The sequence below is a fragment of the Micromonospora sp. RTBAU3-60 genome (genome assembly GCF_054963695.1).
The window spans coordinates 14,757-30,238 of the sequence record NZ_JBUEGB010000013.1; the positions used below are offsets into that span (position 1 = coordinate 14,757).

At 72.8% G+C, this 15,482-nt stretch carries 15 protein-coding genes; 1 reads left to right on the forward strand and 14 read right to left on the reverse strand.

Going from position 1 to position 15,482, the window contains the following annotated elements:
• Positions 1 to 3 precede the first annotated feature (3 nt).
• The gene (locus ACY34I_RS15120) at positions 4 to 471 is read right to left on the reverse strand and encodes a carbohydrate-binding protein (protein ID WP_462755670.1); all 468 of its coding nucleotides are present in this window, start codon (positions 469 to 471) and stop codon (positions 4 to 6) included.
• Between the two features lie 138 nt (positions 472 to 609).
• Here ACY34I_RS15120 and ACY34I_RS15125 point away from each other — a divergent pair, with 138 nt between their 5' ends.
• Positions 610 to 1,869: an ROK family protein gene (locus ACY34I_RS15125; protein WP_462755671.1), complete on the forward strand. Its 1,260-nt coding sequence runs from the start codon at positions 610 to 612 to the stop codon at positions 1,867 to 1,869.
• A 90-nt stretch (positions 1,870 to 1,959) separates the two neighbouring features.
• Here ACY34I_RS15125 and ACY34I_RS15130 read toward each other — a convergent pair whose 3' ends face one another.
• The 13 genes from ACY34I_RS15130 to ACY34I_RS15190 all read right to left on the reverse strand — a co-directional run bounded on the left by ACY34I_RS15130 (position 1,960) and on the right by ACY34I_RS15190 (position 15,459).
• Positions 1,960 to 3,423: a GH1 family beta-glucosidase gene (locus ACY34I_RS15130; protein WP_462755672.1), complete on the reverse strand. Its 1,464-nt coding sequence runs from the start codon at positions 3,421 to 3,423 to the stop codon at positions 1,960 to 1,962.
• Between the two features lie 36 nt (positions 3,424 to 3,459).
• Entirely contained in the window at positions 3,460 to 4,467 is a 1,008-nt protein-coding gene (locus ACY34I_RS15135; protein WP_462755673.1) for an ABC transporter ATP-binding protein, read from the reverse strand.
• Complete coding sequence (locus ACY34I_RS15140; protein WP_462755674.1) at positions 4,460 to 5,503, reverse strand: ABC transporter permease; 1,044 nt, start codon at positions 5,501 to 5,503, stop codon at positions 4,460 to 4,462. Before ACY34I_RS15140 ends, ACY34I_RS15135 begins: the two co-directional genes overlap by 8 nt.
• A 3-nt stretch (positions 5,504 to 5,506) precedes the next feature.
• The gene (locus tag ACY34I_RS15145; RefSeq protein ID WP_462755675.1) at positions 5,507 to 6,487 is read right to left on the reverse strand and encodes an ABC transporter permease; all 981 of its coding nucleotides are present in this window, start codon (positions 6,485 to 6,487) and stop codon (positions 5,507 to 5,509) included.
• On the reverse strand, positions 6,484 to 7,635 hold the full coding sequence (locus ACY34I_RS15150) for an ABC transporter ATP-binding protein (protein WP_462755676.1): 1,152 nt from the start codon (positions 7,633 to 7,635) through the stop codon (positions 6,484 to 6,486). The genes ACY34I_RS15145 and ACY34I_RS15150 overlap by 4 nt, the downstream gene beginning before the upstream one ends.
• Positions 7,636 to 7,739: 104 nt before the next feature.
• Positions 7,740 to 9,419 (reverse strand): ABC transporter substrate-binding protein, encoded by a 1,680-nt coding sequence (locus ACY34I_RS15155; protein WP_462755677.1) that lies wholly within the window; start codon positions 9,417 to 9,419, stop codon positions 7,740 to 7,742.
• Between the two features lie 90 nt (positions 9,420 to 9,509).
• Positions 9,510 to 10,577: a LacI family DNA-binding transcriptional regulator gene (locus tag ACY34I_RS15160; protein ID WP_462755678.1), complete on the reverse strand. Its 1,068-nt coding sequence runs from the start codon at positions 10,575 to 10,577 to the stop codon at positions 9,510 to 9,512.
• A 227-nt stretch (positions 10,578 to 10,804) separates the two neighbouring features.
• Positions 10,805 to 11,557, reverse strand: coding sequence for an FkbM family methyltransferase (locus ACY34I_RS15165; RefSeq protein WP_462755819.1), 753 nt, complete (start codon positions 11,555 to 11,557; stop codon positions 10,805 to 10,807).
• Between the two features lie 220 nt (positions 11,558 to 11,777).
• Positions 11,778 to 12,158, reverse strand: coding sequence for a YccF domain-containing protein (locus ACY34I_RS15170; protein WP_462755679.1), 381 nt, complete (start codon positions 12,156 to 12,158; stop codon positions 11,778 to 11,780).
• 87 nt (positions 12,159 to 12,245) lie between these two features.
• The gene (locus ACY34I_RS15175; protein ID WP_462755680.1) at positions 12,246 to 12,464 is read right to left on the reverse strand and encodes a hypothetical protein; all 219 of its coding nucleotides are present in this window, start codon (positions 12,462 to 12,464) and stop codon (positions 12,246 to 12,248) included.
• 30 nt (positions 12,465 to 12,494) lie between these two features.
• Positions 12,495 to 13,334, reverse strand: a complete 840-nt coding sequence (locus ACY34I_RS15180; protein WP_462755681.1) for an ABC transporter ATP-binding protein — start codon at positions 13,332 to 13,334, stop codon at positions 12,495 to 12,497.
• A gap of 29 nt (positions 13,335 to 13,363) precedes the next feature.
• Positions 13,364 to 14,389: a FecCD family ABC transporter permease gene (locus ACY34I_RS15185; RefSeq protein ID WP_462755682.1), complete on the reverse strand. Its 1,026-nt coding sequence runs from the start codon at positions 14,387 to 14,389 to the stop codon at positions 13,364 to 13,366.
• Positions 14,386 to 15,459 (reverse strand): FecCD family ABC transporter permease, encoded by a 1,074-nt coding sequence (locus ACY34I_RS15190; protein ID WP_462755683.1) that lies wholly within the window; start codon positions 15,457 to 15,459, stop codon positions 14,386 to 14,388. The genes ACY34I_RS15185 and ACY34I_RS15190 overlap by 4 nt, the downstream gene beginning before the upstream one ends.
• Positions 15,460 to 15,482: the final 23 nt, after the last annotated feature.

The following is a 15,482-nucleotide window of genomic DNA, read 5'->3' on the forward strand; positions in this document are numbered from 1 at the left end:
GTCTCAGCTCTCCCAGTAGCCCTGGAGCACCTTGCCGGCCGGTCGGGGCTTCAGCGTGCAGGTGTCGGTGCCCGGCGGCGGGCTCGACGTGGTCGGGGTGGGCGACGGCGTCGAGGTGGGCGACGTGGTGGGTGACGGTGTGGGGGAGGGGGTCGTCCTGGTCGGCGTGGGGGACGGGGCGCTGTCGCAGGCGCCGAGGTCCGACCAGAGGGCGGGTGTGGCCGGCGGGGTCCAGCCGGCGCCGGGCGGCGGGGTGTGCGTCTGCAGCGCCTGGTAGAGCCGGCCGGTGTAGGTCGCCCGGCTGCCCGCGGTCCAGGTGACGCCCTCGGCCCAGGCCGGTACGCCGGAGCAGGCCGCCAGCGCGGTCTGGCCGGCGGTCGCGGCGAGGCCGGTGGTGGCCGTCAAGGTGGCGGTGGCGGCGAGCAGCACGGTGCCGCCGAGCAGGGCAGTCAGCCCGCGTCGAAGTCGCATGACATACCTCCTCATCGATGCGCCGGAGGCTATCAGTTAACTTTGTTAAATGTAAATGCGCAGTACGCTGTCACCACTTTGTTCATGCCGTGAAAGGCGCCGCCCGAGCGCGGCAGCGGGGAGAGGACGGCGGCGGACGTGGACGCCAGACGCACCACCGTGCGCGACATGCGCCGGGCCAACCGGTCGCTGCTGCTCACCCGGATCTGGCTGGACGGCCCGCTCAGCCGCCACGAGCTCGGCCAGACCACCGCACTGAGCCTGGCCAGCGTCAGCAACCTGGTCGGCGAGATGATCGGGGAAGGGCTGGTCGAGGAGGCGGGCTCGGTCGAGTCCGACGGTGGCCGGCCGCGGGTGCTGCTGCGCGTCGCCCCCGGCTACGGCTACCTGGTCGGCGCCGACGTCGGCGAGACCCGGGCGCAGGTCGAACTCTTCGACCTGTCGATGACCGCCCTCGCCAAGGCCGAGTACCCCATCTCCGCCGCCGAGCCCGACCCGCAGGACGTGGCCGCCCACCTGCTGCGTGGCCTGGACGCGGTGATCGAGCAGGCCGGCGTCGACCCGGCCGCGGTGCTCGGCCTCAGCGTCGCCGTCTCCGGGACGGTCGAGCGCACCGCCGACGCCGTCGTGCACGCGCAGACCCTCGGCTGGGACGGCGTGCCGCTCGGGGCGATGCTGCGGGCCGGCACCGACATCCCGGTCCACGTCGACAACGGTGCCAAGACCCTCGGCCAGGCCGAGATGTGGTTCGGCGCCGGCCGGGGCGTTCGGCACGCGGTCATCGCCCTGGTCGGCTCCGGCGTCGGGGCCTGCGTGGTGGCCGACGGCGTGGCCTACCGCGGCGCGCACAGCAGCGCCGGGGAGTGGGGCCACACCACCATCGTGTACGGCGGTCGCCGCTGCCGCTGCGGCAACCTCGGCTGCCTCGAGGCGTACGTCGGGGCGGAGGGAATCCTCGACCGGTTCCGGCAGGCCAACCGCGGCCGCCCGGCGGCCGGCGGTGACGAGGAGACCGCCTTCGGCGAACTGCTCCGCGCCACCAGCCGGACGGCCGCGAAGGTGCTCGACGAGACCGTCGGCTACCTCGGCGCCGGCGTGGCCAACCTGGTCAACCTCTTCAACCCGGAGCGGGTGGTGCTCGGCGGCTGGGCCGGACTGGCCCTGGGCGAGCGCTACCTGCCGCAGATCCGCGAGGCCACCGCGCGGCACGCGCTGCGCCAGCCGTACGCCCAGACCTCGATCGAGCTGTGCAGGCTCGGACCGGACGCGGTCGCGATGGGCGCGGCCACGCTGCCGATGGCCCGGTTGCTGCGCGACGGCGGCGTGCCGCGCGAGCCGGCCGCCCGGGGGCTGCCGCGGCCCCGGCCCGGGCGCGGCTCCGGGCCCCACACCCGCTGAACCGCCGGGCCGGCGACGTCGCGTCGCCGGCCCGCGCCCATGCTGCCGGCCTTCCCAGCGGTCTTCGCGCGGCCGCCCCGACCGACCGGATCAGCGCTGCCCGCGCACCCGCCGGACGGTGTCGCGGTACCAGTGCGCGCTGCGCTTGGGCGTCCGCCGCTGGGTGTCGTAGTCGACCCGGACGATGCCGAACCGCTTGTCGTAGCCGTACGCCCACTCGAAGTTGTCCAGCAGCGACCAGGCGAAGTAGCCCCGCACGTCCGCCCCGGCCTGCCGGGCCCGGGCCACCGCCCGCAGGTGCTCGGCCAGGTACGCCACCCGGTCGTCGTCGGCCACGAACCCGTCGGCGTCCGGGCGGTCGTCGAACGCCGCCCCGTTCTCGGTGACCACCAGCGGCACGCCCGGGTAGTCCCGGCTCAGCCGCACCAGCAGATCGGTGAAGGAGTCCGGCACGATCTCCCAGTCCATCGCGGTGCGGGGCAGGTCCCGCCGGACGGCCCGCCGCACCGGCCGCCCGTCTCCGTCCCGCTCCCGGCCCTGCTCGTCCACTCCGGAGAAGAGCTGCCCGAAGTAGAAGTTGACGCCGAGCACGTCGATGGGGGTGGAGATGAGGGCCAGGTCGCCGTCCTCGACCGGCAGCCGGACGCCCTCGGCGGCCAGGTCCGCCACCACGTCCAGCGGATAGCGGCCGTGGCACAGCGGATCGAGGTAGAGCCGGTTGGCCAGCCCGTCGGAGGCCCGGGCGGCGTCCCGGTCAGCGGGGCTGTCGGTGGCCGGGTCGGCGGGGGCCAGGTTGAGCGTGATGCCCACCTCGATCGGGTCGGCCGCGGCCGCCCGCAGGCGCTGCACCGCCAGCCCGTGGCCGAGCAGCAGGTGGTGGGTGGCGGCGATCCCGTCGCTCAGGTCCCGCCGGCCCGGGGCGTGCTGGCCGTACGCGTATCCGAGCATGGCCGAGCACCACGGCTCGTTCAGCGTGGTCCAGGTCCGCACCCGGTCGCCGAGCGCGGCGAAGACCAGCTCGGCGTAGTCGGCGAACCGGTGCGCGGTGTCCCGGTGCGGCCAGCCGCCCGCGTCCTCCAGCTCCTGCGGCAGGTCCCAGTGGTAGAGGGTCACCCACGGGTCGATCCCCCGGCCGAGCAGCTCGTCGACGAGCCGGTCGTAGAAGGCCAGCCCGGCCGGGTTGGCCGGCCCGCGCCCGCCCGGCTGCACCCGCGGCCAGGCCACCGAGAAGCGGTACGTGTCCAGGCCCAGGTCGGCGATGAGCCCGACGTCCTGCGGCATCCGGTGGTAGTGGTCGCAGGCCACGTCGCCGGTGTCGCCGCCCGCCACCGCACCGGGCACGCGGCAGAAGGTGTCCCAGATGGACGGCGTGCGGCCGTCCTCGGCCACCGCCCCCTCGATCTGGTACGACGAGGTCGCCACTCCCCACCGGAAGGTCGGCGGAAGGGTGTCGATCGGGTCGGCCTGCCCCGGCGACGACTCCGGCTCGGCCTGTCTGACGCCGCGCCGCGACCTGGAGCCGTCGATGGTCGGGCGGGTGAGGTCGGTGTCCATGGTTCTCCTCGCGGGTGTTCGATCGGGCGGTGGTGGTCAGCGGGGGACCGGCTCGGCGGCGGGATGCAGCCAGCAGGCCACGGCGCGGCCCGGGTGGTCGGCGCCGGGCGGGCCGAGCGGCGGCAGGTCCTTGTCGCAGGGGCCGAACGCCTTCGGACAGCGCGGGTGGAACGCGCACCCTCTCGGCATGGCGCGCAGGTCCGGCGGGGAGCCGGGGATGCCGGCCAGCTCGCGGCGGGGGCCGCGCAGCGCCGGGAAGGAGTGCAGCAGCCCGCCGGTGTACGGATGCAGGGCCCGCCGGTACAGCTCCGCCGCGGGCGCCTCCTCGACGATCCGGCCGCCGTACATGATGGCGATGCGGTCGGAGAACTCGACCAGCAGCGACAGGTCGTGGGTGATGAACAGCACCGCGAAGCCCAGCCGCTGCCGCAGCTCGGCGAGCTGGCCGAGGATCTGCCGCTGCATCACCACGTCCAGCGCGGTGGTCGGTTCGTCCATGATGACGACCTGCGGTTCCAGGGCCAGCGCCATGGCGATCATGACCCGTTGCCGCATCCCGCCGGAGAGCTGGTGCGGGTAGCTGTCCAGCCGGTCGGCGGTGATCCCGACCAGCCGCAGCAGCTCCCGCGCCCTTGCCCGCCGGCCGGTCGCCGTGCTTCTCGGCTCGTGCGCCTTGATCACGTCGAGCAGCTGGGTGGAGATCCGGTGCACCGGGTTGAGCGAGTTCATCGCCCCCTGGAACACGATGGACGTCTCCGCCCAGCGGAACTGTCGCAGCCGGGCCGGGGTCAGGGCCAGCACATCGACCGGGGGGCCGCCGAGCGGGTGGTAGATCACCTGCCCGCCGCTGATCACTCCCGGTGGCGGCAGCAGCCGGGTCAGCCCGTACGCCAGGGTGGACTTGCCGCTGCCGCTCTCCCCGGCCAGCCCCAGCACCTCGCCGCGGTGCAGGGTCAGGTCGACGTCGCGGACGGCGTGCACCGCCTCGTCGCCGAGCCCGTAGTCGACGCGGAGCTTGCGGATCTCCAGGACGGGCTCACTCATCGCCGGCCTCCTGCGGGGTACGCGCCTGCGGCACGGTGGCGGCCGGCGCCACGACGGGGGTGAAACCCACCCGCATCCGCGCGGTGCGCCCGTCGGCCGTGCGGATCCGGGTCCGGCCGCCGCTGCGCAGCCGAGGGCTGACGAACTCGTCGATGCCGAAGTTGATCAGCGCGAGGGCGGTGCCGAGCAGCGCGATGGCCAGCCCGGCCGGGACGAACCACCACCAGGCGCCCTGGGCGAGGGCCTGCTGGCCCTGCGCCCAGAACAGGATCGTGCCCCAGTTCCACGAGGAGACCGACGAGATGCCGATGAAGGCGAGGGTGATCTCGGACATGACCGCGAAGATCACCGTACCGACGAAGCCGGACGCGATGATCGCGGTGAGGTTGGGCAGGATCTCGAACAGGATGATCCGCCAGGTCCGCTCGCCGGTGGCCCGCGCCGCCTCGACGTAGTCGCGGCGGCGCAGCGACAGCGTCTGCGCGCGCAGCACCCGAGCCCCCCACGCCCACGAGGTGCAGCCGATGATGAGCGCGACCAGCGTGTCGCTGGCCTGCTCGACGATCGACGTCACGATGATGATCAGCGGCAGCGCCGGGATGACCAGGAACACGTTGGACAGCGCCGACCCGGCCTCGTCGGCCATCCCGCCGAGGTAGCCGGACGTCACGCCGATGAGGATGGACAGCATCGTCGCCAGGACGCCGGCGATCAGGCCCACGACGACGACGCTGCGGGTGCCGACCAGGATCTGGCTGAAGATGTCCTGGCCGAGATGGGTGGTGCCGAACCAGTGCCGGGCCGACGGCGCCTGCAGGACGTCGTTGCTGCGCGCGTCCGGGTCGTACGGCGCCACCCACGGCCCGATGATCGCGAAGAGGCCGTAGCCGGCCAGGACGGCCAGGCCGGTCGCGGCCTTGGCGTTGGCCATGAACCGAAACCGGCGCCGCTTCGCCCGGCCCGGCGCGGCCGACGGCTGGGCCATCGCCCCCTGACCGGGGATGACCTGCTCGATAGTCGACGGTGAGATCGTCATCGCTCAGCCACTCTTTCGGGTCCGCGGGTCGAGAAGCAGGTACGCGACGTCGGCGAGCAGGTTCGCCACCAGCACGGAGATCGTGATGATCAGGAAGATCCCCTGCAGCAGCGGGTAGTCCTTGGCGCCGACCGCCTGGAAGAGTTGGAACCCGAGACCCGGGTAGGAGAAGACGATCTCCACCAGCAGGGTGCCGCCGACGATGAACCCGAGCGACAGCGCGAAGCCCGAGACGTTGGGCAGCAGCGCGTTGCGGGCGGCGTAGCTCAGGGCCACCCGGCGCTCCGACAGGCCCTTCGCGTGGGCGACGGTGATGTAGTCCTCGGACGCGACGGTGACCATCATGTTGCGCATGCTGAGCAGCCACCCGCTCATCGAGGAGACCAGGATGGTGGCGGCCGGCAGGATGCTGTGCTGGATCGCGCTCGGGATGAAGTACTGGTCGAACGCCGGCACGAGGCCGGGCTCGTAGCCGCCGGAGGACGGGAAGAAGCTCCCCGGCCCGGCGAACAGGGCGATCGCGACGAGGCCCAGCCAGAAGTACGGGATCGAGGACAGGAACGTCGTGGCCGGCAGCAGCGCGTCGATCCACGAGCCGCGCCGCCAGCCGGCGCCCACGCCGAGCGCCGTGCCGAGGAGAAAGCTCACGATGGTGGTGATGCCGACCAGGCCGACGGTCCACGGCAGGCTGTCGCCGATGACCGTCGACACCGGGGTCGGGAAGAACGTGAACGACAACCCGAGGTCGCCGTGGAAGAGCTGCTTCCAGTAGTCGACGTACTGCGTCCAGAGGCTCTGGTTCTTGTCCAGCCCGAACAGCACGCGCAGCGACTGGATGGCATCCGCGCTGATCCGGCCCTGGTTACGCGAGATGAGGGACTGGACCGGGTCGCCCGGGATCATGCGCGGGATGAAGAAGTTGAGCGTGATCGCCGCCCAGGCGGTGAACAGGTAGAAGGCGATGCGTTGCAGCAGGAACCTCATCGTGCGTCCCCCGACCTGGCGGTGCCTTCCGACCGGACCAGCGCCGGGGGCGGGACGGTGCCGGCGGGGTCGGCAGCGGCGGAGCCGGGGCCTTCGCCGGCGACGGCCGCCGGGTCGTAGAGCCAGCAGGCCGCCCAGTGGCCGGGCCGGTCGGCGATCTCCAGCCGGGGCGGCGGATCCACCGTGCAGCGGGGCATGGCGTGCGGGCAGCGCGGGTGGAACCGGCAACCGGTCGGCGGCCGGATGAGGCTCGGTGGCTCCCCGTTGCCGCGGTCCTGCTCGGTGGCGTCCGCCGCGCCGGTGATGCGGTCGGGATCCGGCGCCGACTCGATGAGCAGCCGGGTGTACGGGTGGGCCGGATGCTGCGTGACCGTCTCGCTGTCGCCGCCCTCGACCAGGCGACCGGCGTACATCACGATCGTCTCGTCGGCGAAGTAGCGGGCCGAGGCGATGTCGTGCGTGATGTAGAGGATCGCGAGGTTGAGCCGCTCCTTGAGGTCGCGCAGCAGGTTGAGCACGCCCAGCCGGATCGAGACGTCGAGCATGGAGACCGGCTCGTCGGCGAGCAGCACCTCCGGATCGGCGCCGAGCGCCCGGGCGATCGCGACGCGCTGCCGCTGGCCGCCGGAGAGCTCGTGCGGGAACGCGTCCAGGTAGCGCTCGGGGGGCGTGAGGCTGACCCGGGTCAGCAGGTCGGCGAGGGCGGTGTCCAGGTCCTCGGCGGTGCGCCCGGCGTTGCCGTGGATCCGCAGCGACCGGGTGAGGTGGTAGCGGATCGTGTGCACCGGGTTGAGCGAGGCGAACGGGTCCTGCAGGATCAGTTGGACGCGTCGCACGTACGACCGGAACGGGCGACCGCCGCGGACCCTGGTCGACACGCCGTGCAGGCGGATGTCGCCGGCGGTGCGGCGATAGAGTTGGGCCAGCAGCCGGGCCACCGTGGACTTGCCCGATCCGGACTCGCCGACCAGGGCGGTCACCTGGCCACGCCGGAGGGCGAACGACACGTCGTCGACGGCGTGGACGGCGGCCGGCGCCCGGGAGAAGAGGTCACGCAGCCGTTTGCGGACGGGGAAGTGCTTGGTCAGGCCGACGGCCTCCAGCACCACCTCGTTGACCGGCGCCGCCGCGCCTTCGCTCAACGTCATGCTTCCTGCCTTCGGGGTGTCCGTGTCTGTGGCGGTAGCCGGTCGCGGAACCTGGGAGCCGCCTCCCCGGCCGGTGGAGACGGGCCGGGGAGGCGGGCCGCGGATCAGCTGCCGGCGGGCTTGAGGTGCAGGACCACGTCCAGCGCGTTGGGTTGGGTGGGCTGCATGGCGCCGTACGGGTTCGCGTCGTCCGGCCAGCCGGTCCAGTTCTTCGTGCTGTACGCGCCACCGATGTTGTCCGCGCCGACAGGGATCATCGGCACCTGGTCGACGAAGATCTTCTGCAGTGTGTTCATCGCGGTGGTCCGCGCGGTCTCGTCGGTGGCGTTCGCGTAGGCGATCAACGCGTCGGTCGCCTGCTTGTTGTTGAATCGGCCGAAGTTGCCCGCCGGGGAGGCGGTGCCGATCGGCTTGAGCTGCCGGCCGTCCATGACGGTCCGGTAGATGTCGTACGGCGTGGCCCCGCTCTCGGTCCACCGGAAGGTCGCGTCGAAGTTGCCCTGCTCGACGTTGCGGAACCAGGCGTCCTGGTTGGCCTTGTCGACCGTGGCGGCGATGCCGATCTTGGAAAGGCCGTCCTTCACGATCTCCAGGCTGGTCTGGTAGTCGGACCAGCCAGCCGGGTCGGTCAGGGTCAGCTTGACGGGCTTGCCGGTCCTGTCCTTGAGGGTGTTGCCGTCGAGCTGGTAGCCGGCACCGGTGAGCAGTGCCTTGGCGCCGTCGACGTCGACCTTGTGCTCCTGGCCCTTGAACTCGCCGGCGATGAACGCGTCACCGGCGGGGCTGGGCAGGCCGGTCACGCTCTTCACCAGCGGGTGGAAGTATCCGGCCTCGGCCGTGGTGAAGATGTCCGCGCGGTCGATGACCATGTTCATCGCCCGGCGCAGCACCGGGTCGTCGAACGGCTTCTTGGTGGTATTGACGTACAGGCCGTGGATGCCCAGGACCGGCGGTGCCCACACCTTGTGGTGGGCCGGGTCCTTGTCCACGAAGACCGCCTTGTAGTTGGGGATGAAGACGAAGCTCCACTCCGACTCGCCGTTGGCAAGGGCGGTGGTCTGCGCGCTGTTGTCGGTGTAGGACGTGAAGCGCAGTTCCTTGACCTTCGGCGGGTCCTGCCAGTAGCCGCCGTCCCGCAACGTCAGGGTCATGGTGGCCGGGGTGAAGGACTTCAGCGTGTACGGGCCGCTGCCGACGGGCTGCTTGACCGGGTCGGTCGTCGGGTCGCTGATCTTCTCCCAGATGTGCTTGGGGACGATCGGCACCCGCCACAGGACCTTCTGCTGGTTGACGAACTGCGGGCTGGCCATCTTGATCGTGACGTCGTTGCCGCTCGCCGTCGCGTCCGTGTACGGCACGCCCTGGTCGTTCAGCGCTGGGTACTTCTTGACCAGGTTGTAGGTGAACGCCACGTCCTCGGCGGTGAGCTTCTGGCCGTCCGACCAGGTGGCGTCCGTCCGGATGGTGACCTTGACCGAGGTGTAGTCCGGCGACCACTCGGCCTTGGTGGCCAGCCACGGCTTGAACGGGTCGGCCGGCTTGACCGGGTTCCACATCATCAGCGGTTCGTAGATCTGCCAGCGGTAGCCCAGCGAGGCGGCGGCCGAGGTGGTCAGGAACGGGTTGTTGTTCTCGGCCTGCGGGCCGTTCGGCATGCCGAGGTTCAGCACGGTGGCCGCCTGGCTCTTGTTCTTGTTGGCGTTCGGACTGTCGCCACACGCGGCGAGCGTGCCCAACGCCGTCACGCTCGCCAGGGCGAGAGCGAGGCTGCGTCTGACGCGCATGTGTTCCTCCCGGTCGTGGTGGGTGGTCGGTGGGTTCGTCGGCGGAACGGGGGTGCGCCACTGCGGTGGGGCGCGGGGACGCCCGCCGGGTCAGCGGATCTGCGGGAACGGCTCCGGCTCGGGCCGGCGCGGCCCGACGGCTCGGCCGTCGGCCGGCGAGGGCACTCCGGTCGAGCCGCGGACGATCAGGGTGGTGGGAATGATGCCGGGGGCCTCGGGCAGCGGCACTCCCTCGAAGCACGACAGGAGCATCCGGGCCGCGGCCTCTCCCATCTCGCGCATCGGTTGATGCACCGTGGTCAGTGGTGGTTCGGTGTGTGCCGCGTACGGGATGTCGTCGAAGCCGACGACCGCCACGTCCTGCGGGACCCGGCGGCCCGTCGCGCGGATCGCCTGCAGGGCGCCGCCCGCCGACAGGTCGTTGTGGGCGAAGACGGCGTCGAAGTCGATGCCGGCCTCGGTCAGCCGGGTGACGGCGCGGCTGCCGCAGTCGAAGGTGAAGTCGCCCTCGACCACGAGCCGCGGATCCAACGGCAGGCCCGCGGCGTGGTACGTCTCGGCGAACCCGGCCAGCCGCTCCTGCGTGCAGCCGAACTCCTCGCAGCCTTTGATCACCAGGGGGCGGCGCCGACCGAGTTGGAGCAGATGACGGGCGGCGGACTCGCCGCCACCGCGGTTGGTCGTGGCCACGGACGGGAACGGCCGCTGATGAGCGCGGTCGTCGATGAGGACCACCGGTAGGCCACGGCCGTGCAGTTCGGCGATGTAGTCGAGGCTGCCCTCGGGCTCGATGACCAGCAGCCCGTCGAACGACTTCGCCGAGACCTGCGAGGCGAACTGCCGCAGGGACGCCTCGCCGCGGTTGCAGGTGAGGAGCATCAGCCCGTACCCGGCGCTCTCCACCGTGTCGACGGCGCCCTGCAGCACCTCGCCCATCCACGGCCAGGTCAGGGCGGGCACCAGCATCCCGACCACCCGGGTCCGGCCGCGGGCCAGGCCGACCGCGCGGGCGCTCGGTACGTACCCCAGTTCGTCGATGACGGCGCGGACCCGGGCGGCGGTGCGGGCATGGATCTCGCCCTTGCCGTTGAGCACCCGGGAGACGGTCGTCTTGCTCACCCCCGCCCGACTGGCGACGTCGGCGATGGTGATCGGCACGTGACGCTCCCGGGTCGAGGAGGTGAGGCGGGTGTTTCGGAACCGGTTGCGGAACCGGTTGCATCGCAGTGAATCGAAGTGACGCCGGTCACGTCAATCACGGCCAGATAACGAAACATGGCTAAGTTCAAAACCTTAAAAAAGTGACCACCGCAGCGCGTCCGGGAAGTCCCGCGGACCTGCGTGCTGAGCAGCGTCGATGCCGTCCGGTCGCCCCGGTGCGTGGCCTACGGGGCTGCGCGGTGTCGGAGGCGATCCTCGGACACGCAGTACACGTCGCCGGAATTGGCCTCGTGCGGCAGCGCCCGCAGGTACGCCGCCACCTCCGCGGCCGGCAGCCAGTCGGGCAGGGCGAGGCCCATCTCGTCGCCGAGCGCCACGCTGAACCGGGTGAACCCGAGCCCCGTGAGCCGGTGGAGGCAGCGCGGAGCCAGTTCGCGGGCGATCGTGGTGAACTCGAACGACAGCGCCGGCACCGGCCGGCTCAACCCGGCCAGCACGGCATCCTCGAACCCCTCGACGTCGACCTTCACGAAGGCCGGTACGCCGTGCGCGGCGATGAGCCGGTCGAGCGTGGTGGTGGCGACCTCGATCTCGGCGTCCCAGGTCTCGTGCGCCCAGCCACCGGCACCGGCCGCGGCCCGCACGAAGTGTGGCGACGCCGTGGAGACCGTCGGGTTGGCGGAGTTGACGTGCAGCCGGACCCGGCCCTCCCGTGCCCCGCAGGCGGCCTCGACCACGGTGACCCGGGAGTCGTCGCCGTAGAGCGCGTGCAGCGCCCGGACGCAGAGCGGCTGGGGCTCGACGGCCACCACCCGGGCACCGAGCCGGCGGAAGCTGCCGAGCCGGTCGCCGACGTGCGCCCCGACGTCGAACACCAGGTCGCCGGGGCGGACGAAACGCGCGTAGAAGGCGTCCATCGCCGCCTCCCGGACCGGGTCGCCGTAGTACGCCTCGAGCGACCGGCGCAGGCCGGACATGGCGGGATCCGCCTTGAGTGCCTCGATCACGCCGATATGACCGCCCACTGCTCCGACCGTAGCCACGCCGGGAGAAACCCGAGGGCCATTCGGGTAACCCGGCGGTCCGCCGGTGAACCGAGCCTCCTAGGACGCCTTAGGGATGGTGACGCGACGAACGGCGGTATCCCAGGCTTGGGATACCGCCGTTCGCGTGATCTGGAGTGGGTCGGCCGTGCCGTCAGGGGGTGTCGACGACCTCCTGCCCGAGCGGCCAGAGCGCCGCCGGCACGAGCTTGAAGTTCGCCACGCCGAACGGGATCCCGATGACGGTGAGGCAGAGACCGACGCCGGCGACGAGGTGGGACAGCGCGAGCCACCAGCCGGCCAGCAGGACCCACAGCACGTTCGCGAGGCCGGAGGCGATCCCGGCGCCCGGCTTGCGGACGACGGTGCGGCCGAACGGCCACAGCGCGTACGCGGCGAGGCGCAGTGAGGCCACCCCGAACGGGATGGTGACCACCAGCGCGAAGCAGATCAGGGCGGCCACCCCGTAGCCCAGGGCAAGGACGAGGCCGCCACCGAAGACGAGCCACAACAGGTTCAGTACGAAGCGCAGCACGCGTTCATGGTGACCGGGGCGCGCAAGATCAGAGCATGCCCGCCCCGGTGTCCCGCCCAGGGGTGGGTGGGACACCGGGGCCACGGGTCAGGTCTGGTTGCCCGGTATGTTCTTGTAGTCCTGCGGGCTGGCGCCCTTCGGGCGCGGGTCCTTCTGGCGCTGGCCGCCGCCCTGATTGGCGTTGGCCGACCCGCCGAGGGCCTGGATCATCTCGTTCTTGTTCATCTGGTCGACGTTGTCGAGTCCGGCACGCTCGGCCTGTTTGCGCAGCTCTCCGGTCTTCATCTGGGCGGGATCGCGTCCCATCACTCCTCCTTCGGTCGGGTTCCGGCTCGGTTACCCGCAGGCCGGCGGCAGCAACGTGCGCGGGTGCGGTCGCGCCGGACGGCCGGCCGCCGGTAGCACCAGCGGGGTGCCGGTCTGCGGGTCCTCGATGACCCGGCAGGGCAGGCCGAACACCTCCTCGACCAGGTCGGCGGTGACGATCCGGCGGGGTTCGCCGGCGGCGATCACCCGTCCGTCGCGCAGCGCCACCAGGTGGGTGGCGTACCGGGCCGCCTGGTGCAGGTCGTGCAGCACGGCCACCAGCGTCCGACCCTGCTCCTCGTGCAGCCGGGCGCACAGGTCCAGCACCTCGATCTGGTGCGCGATGTCCAGGTAGGTCGTCGGTTCGTCGAGCAGTAGCAGAGGGGTCTGCTGGGCCAGCGCCATGGCGATCCAGACGCGTTGCCGTTGCCCGCCGGAGAGTTCGTCGACCGGCCGGTCGGTCAGGCCGCTGACCCCGGTGGCGGTCATCGCCTCGGCGACCACCCGCTCGTCCTCGCGGGACCACTGCCGCAGCAGGCCCTGGTGCGGGTAGCGGCCGCGGGCGACCAGTTCGGCGACGGTGATGCCGTCCGGGGCGACGGCCGACTGGGGGAGCAGGCCGAGGGTACGGGCGACCTGCCGGGCCGGGCGGCGGTGGATGTCGGCGCCGTCGAGCAGCACCGTTCCCCGGGTGGTCCGCAGCAGCCGGGCGAGCGCGCGCAGCAGGGTGGACTTGCCGCAGGCGTTCGGACCGATGATCACGGTGAAGGAGTGCTCCGGGACGGCCACGGTGAGCTCCTCGGCGACGGTGCGCCCGTCGTAGCCGAGGGTCAGCGTGTCGCCGACCAGCCGGGAGGTGCCCGGTCGCATGCTGGGTGTCTCCTTTGTGTCCGGGCCGGTCACCGCCGGCTCCCGCGTTCGCCGGCGAGCAGCCAGGCCAGGTAGCCGCCGCCGAGCACGCCGGTGACCACACCGACGGGCAGTTGGTGGCCGCCGACCGCGTGCTGCGCCACCTGGTCGGCGGCGACCAGCAGCGCGGCACCGAGGGCGGCCGAGGGCAGCAGGTTCGGTCCCGGTGCGCGGGCCAGCCGGCGGGCCAGGTGCGGTGCGGTCAGGGCGAGGAACGACACCGGGCCGGCGGCCGCCGCGGCGAGGGAGACCAGCAGCACCGCTGTGCCGAGTGCGGCCAGCCGTACCCGACGCACCGGGACGCCGAGCGCGGCGGCGGTGTCGTCGCCCATCTCGATCAGCCGCAGCGCCGGGGCGCGGGCGAGCAGCACGGCGGGGAGCAGCACCGCCAGCGCGGCGAGCACCGGCACGGCGTTGGCCCACCCGCGTCCGTCCAGGCTGCCGGTGAGCCAGAGCGCGGCGCGGGCGGCGTCCATCAGCGGGGCGCGGGTGAGCAGCCAGCCGTTGACGCCGGTGAGGATCGCGGTGACGCCGATGCCGACCAGCACCAGGCGGTGGCCGGTCAGGCCGCGCGGCCCGGCCAGCGCGGACAGCAGCGCGCCGGTGGCGAGTCCGCCGGCGACGGCCGCCGCGCCGAGGGTGGCGCTGCCACCGCCGAGCATGACCACGACCAGCGCGCCGGTGGCCGCGCCCTGGGTGACGCCGAGGACGTCGGGGCTGCCGAGCGGGTTGCGGGTCAGGGACTGGAACACCGCGCCGGCCAGGCCGAGGGCGGCGCCGACGGCGAGTGCCGTGGCGAGCCGGGGCAGGCGCAGCTCGGTGACCACGAACCGGTCGGCGGGGGTGCCGCCACCGGCGAGGACACGCAGCACGTCGGCCGGGCCGATCGGGTAGTCGCCCGCGCCGACGGCCAGTACGGCGAGGCCGGCGGTGAGCAGCGTGCCGGCGAGGCCGACGGCGAGGGCGCGGGGGTGCAGGCGCAGGGACAGCCCGCCGGGGAGGCGTAGCACGATCATGGGCGGGCCAGCCGTCCGCGCCGGACCAGGTGCAGGAAGAGCGGGCCGCCGAGCACGGCGGTGACCAGGCCGACCTGGAGTTCGCCCGGGCGGCCGAGCACCCGTCCGGCGATGTCCGCGGCGAGCAGCAGCACCGGGGCGTACACCGCGCAGTACGGCAGCAGCCGGCGCGGGTCGGGGCCGGTGCGGGCGCGGACCAGGTGTGGGGCGAGCAGCCCGACGAAGACGATGGGCCCGCAGGCGGCGGTGGCCGCCCCGCACAGCAGCGTGACGGCGGCGATGACGGCGGCCCGGATCAGGCCGGGGCGGGCGCCGAGGGCGCGGGCGGGGTCGTCGCCGAGGGCGAGCGTGCCCAGGGGTCGGGCGGCGAGCAGGGCGAGCAGCAGTCCGGCCAGGACGAAGGGCAGCAGGTGCGGGACGGTGTCGGTGCGCGCGCCGGCGAGGGAGCCGACGGTCCAGAACCGCAGCCGGTCCAGCGAGGTGGTGTCGAGCAGCATGACCGCGCTGACGTAGGAGTAGAGGGCGGCGTTGAGTGCCGCGCCGGCCAGGGCCAGCCGGGTTGGGGTGGCGTGCCGCCCGCCGGCCACGGCGTGCACGCCGACGGTGACCAGGGCGGCGCCGAGCAGCGCGTACCAGACCTGGTGGTCCAGGGCGGTGACGCCGAGGGCGACGGTGGCGGTGGCCACGGCGGCGGAGGCGCCGGCGTTGATGCCGAGCAGGCCGGGGTCGGCGAGCGGGTTGCGGGTTAGCGCCTGCATCGCGGCCCCCGCGACGCCGAGCGCGGCGCCGGCGGTGAGGCCGAGCAGCGTACGGGGCAGCCGCATCCGGTGCACGACGGCGTAGTCGGGGGAGGCGGGGTCGGTGAGGCCGTGCCACACGTCCGCGAGGGGCAGGGGCTTCGCGCCGACGGCGACGCTGAGCACGGCCACCGTGGCGAGCAGCAGCAGCCCGACGGCCAGGCCGGTGCTGGGTACGCCGCGGCGCCGGCGGGACGCGGGCTGGGCGGCGTTTCGTGGTGAGGTGATGACGGACAGTGTGGACTCCGGTCGGCGGAACGGGCTTGACAGCAAGTTAGGTTAGGTTAACCTAACTC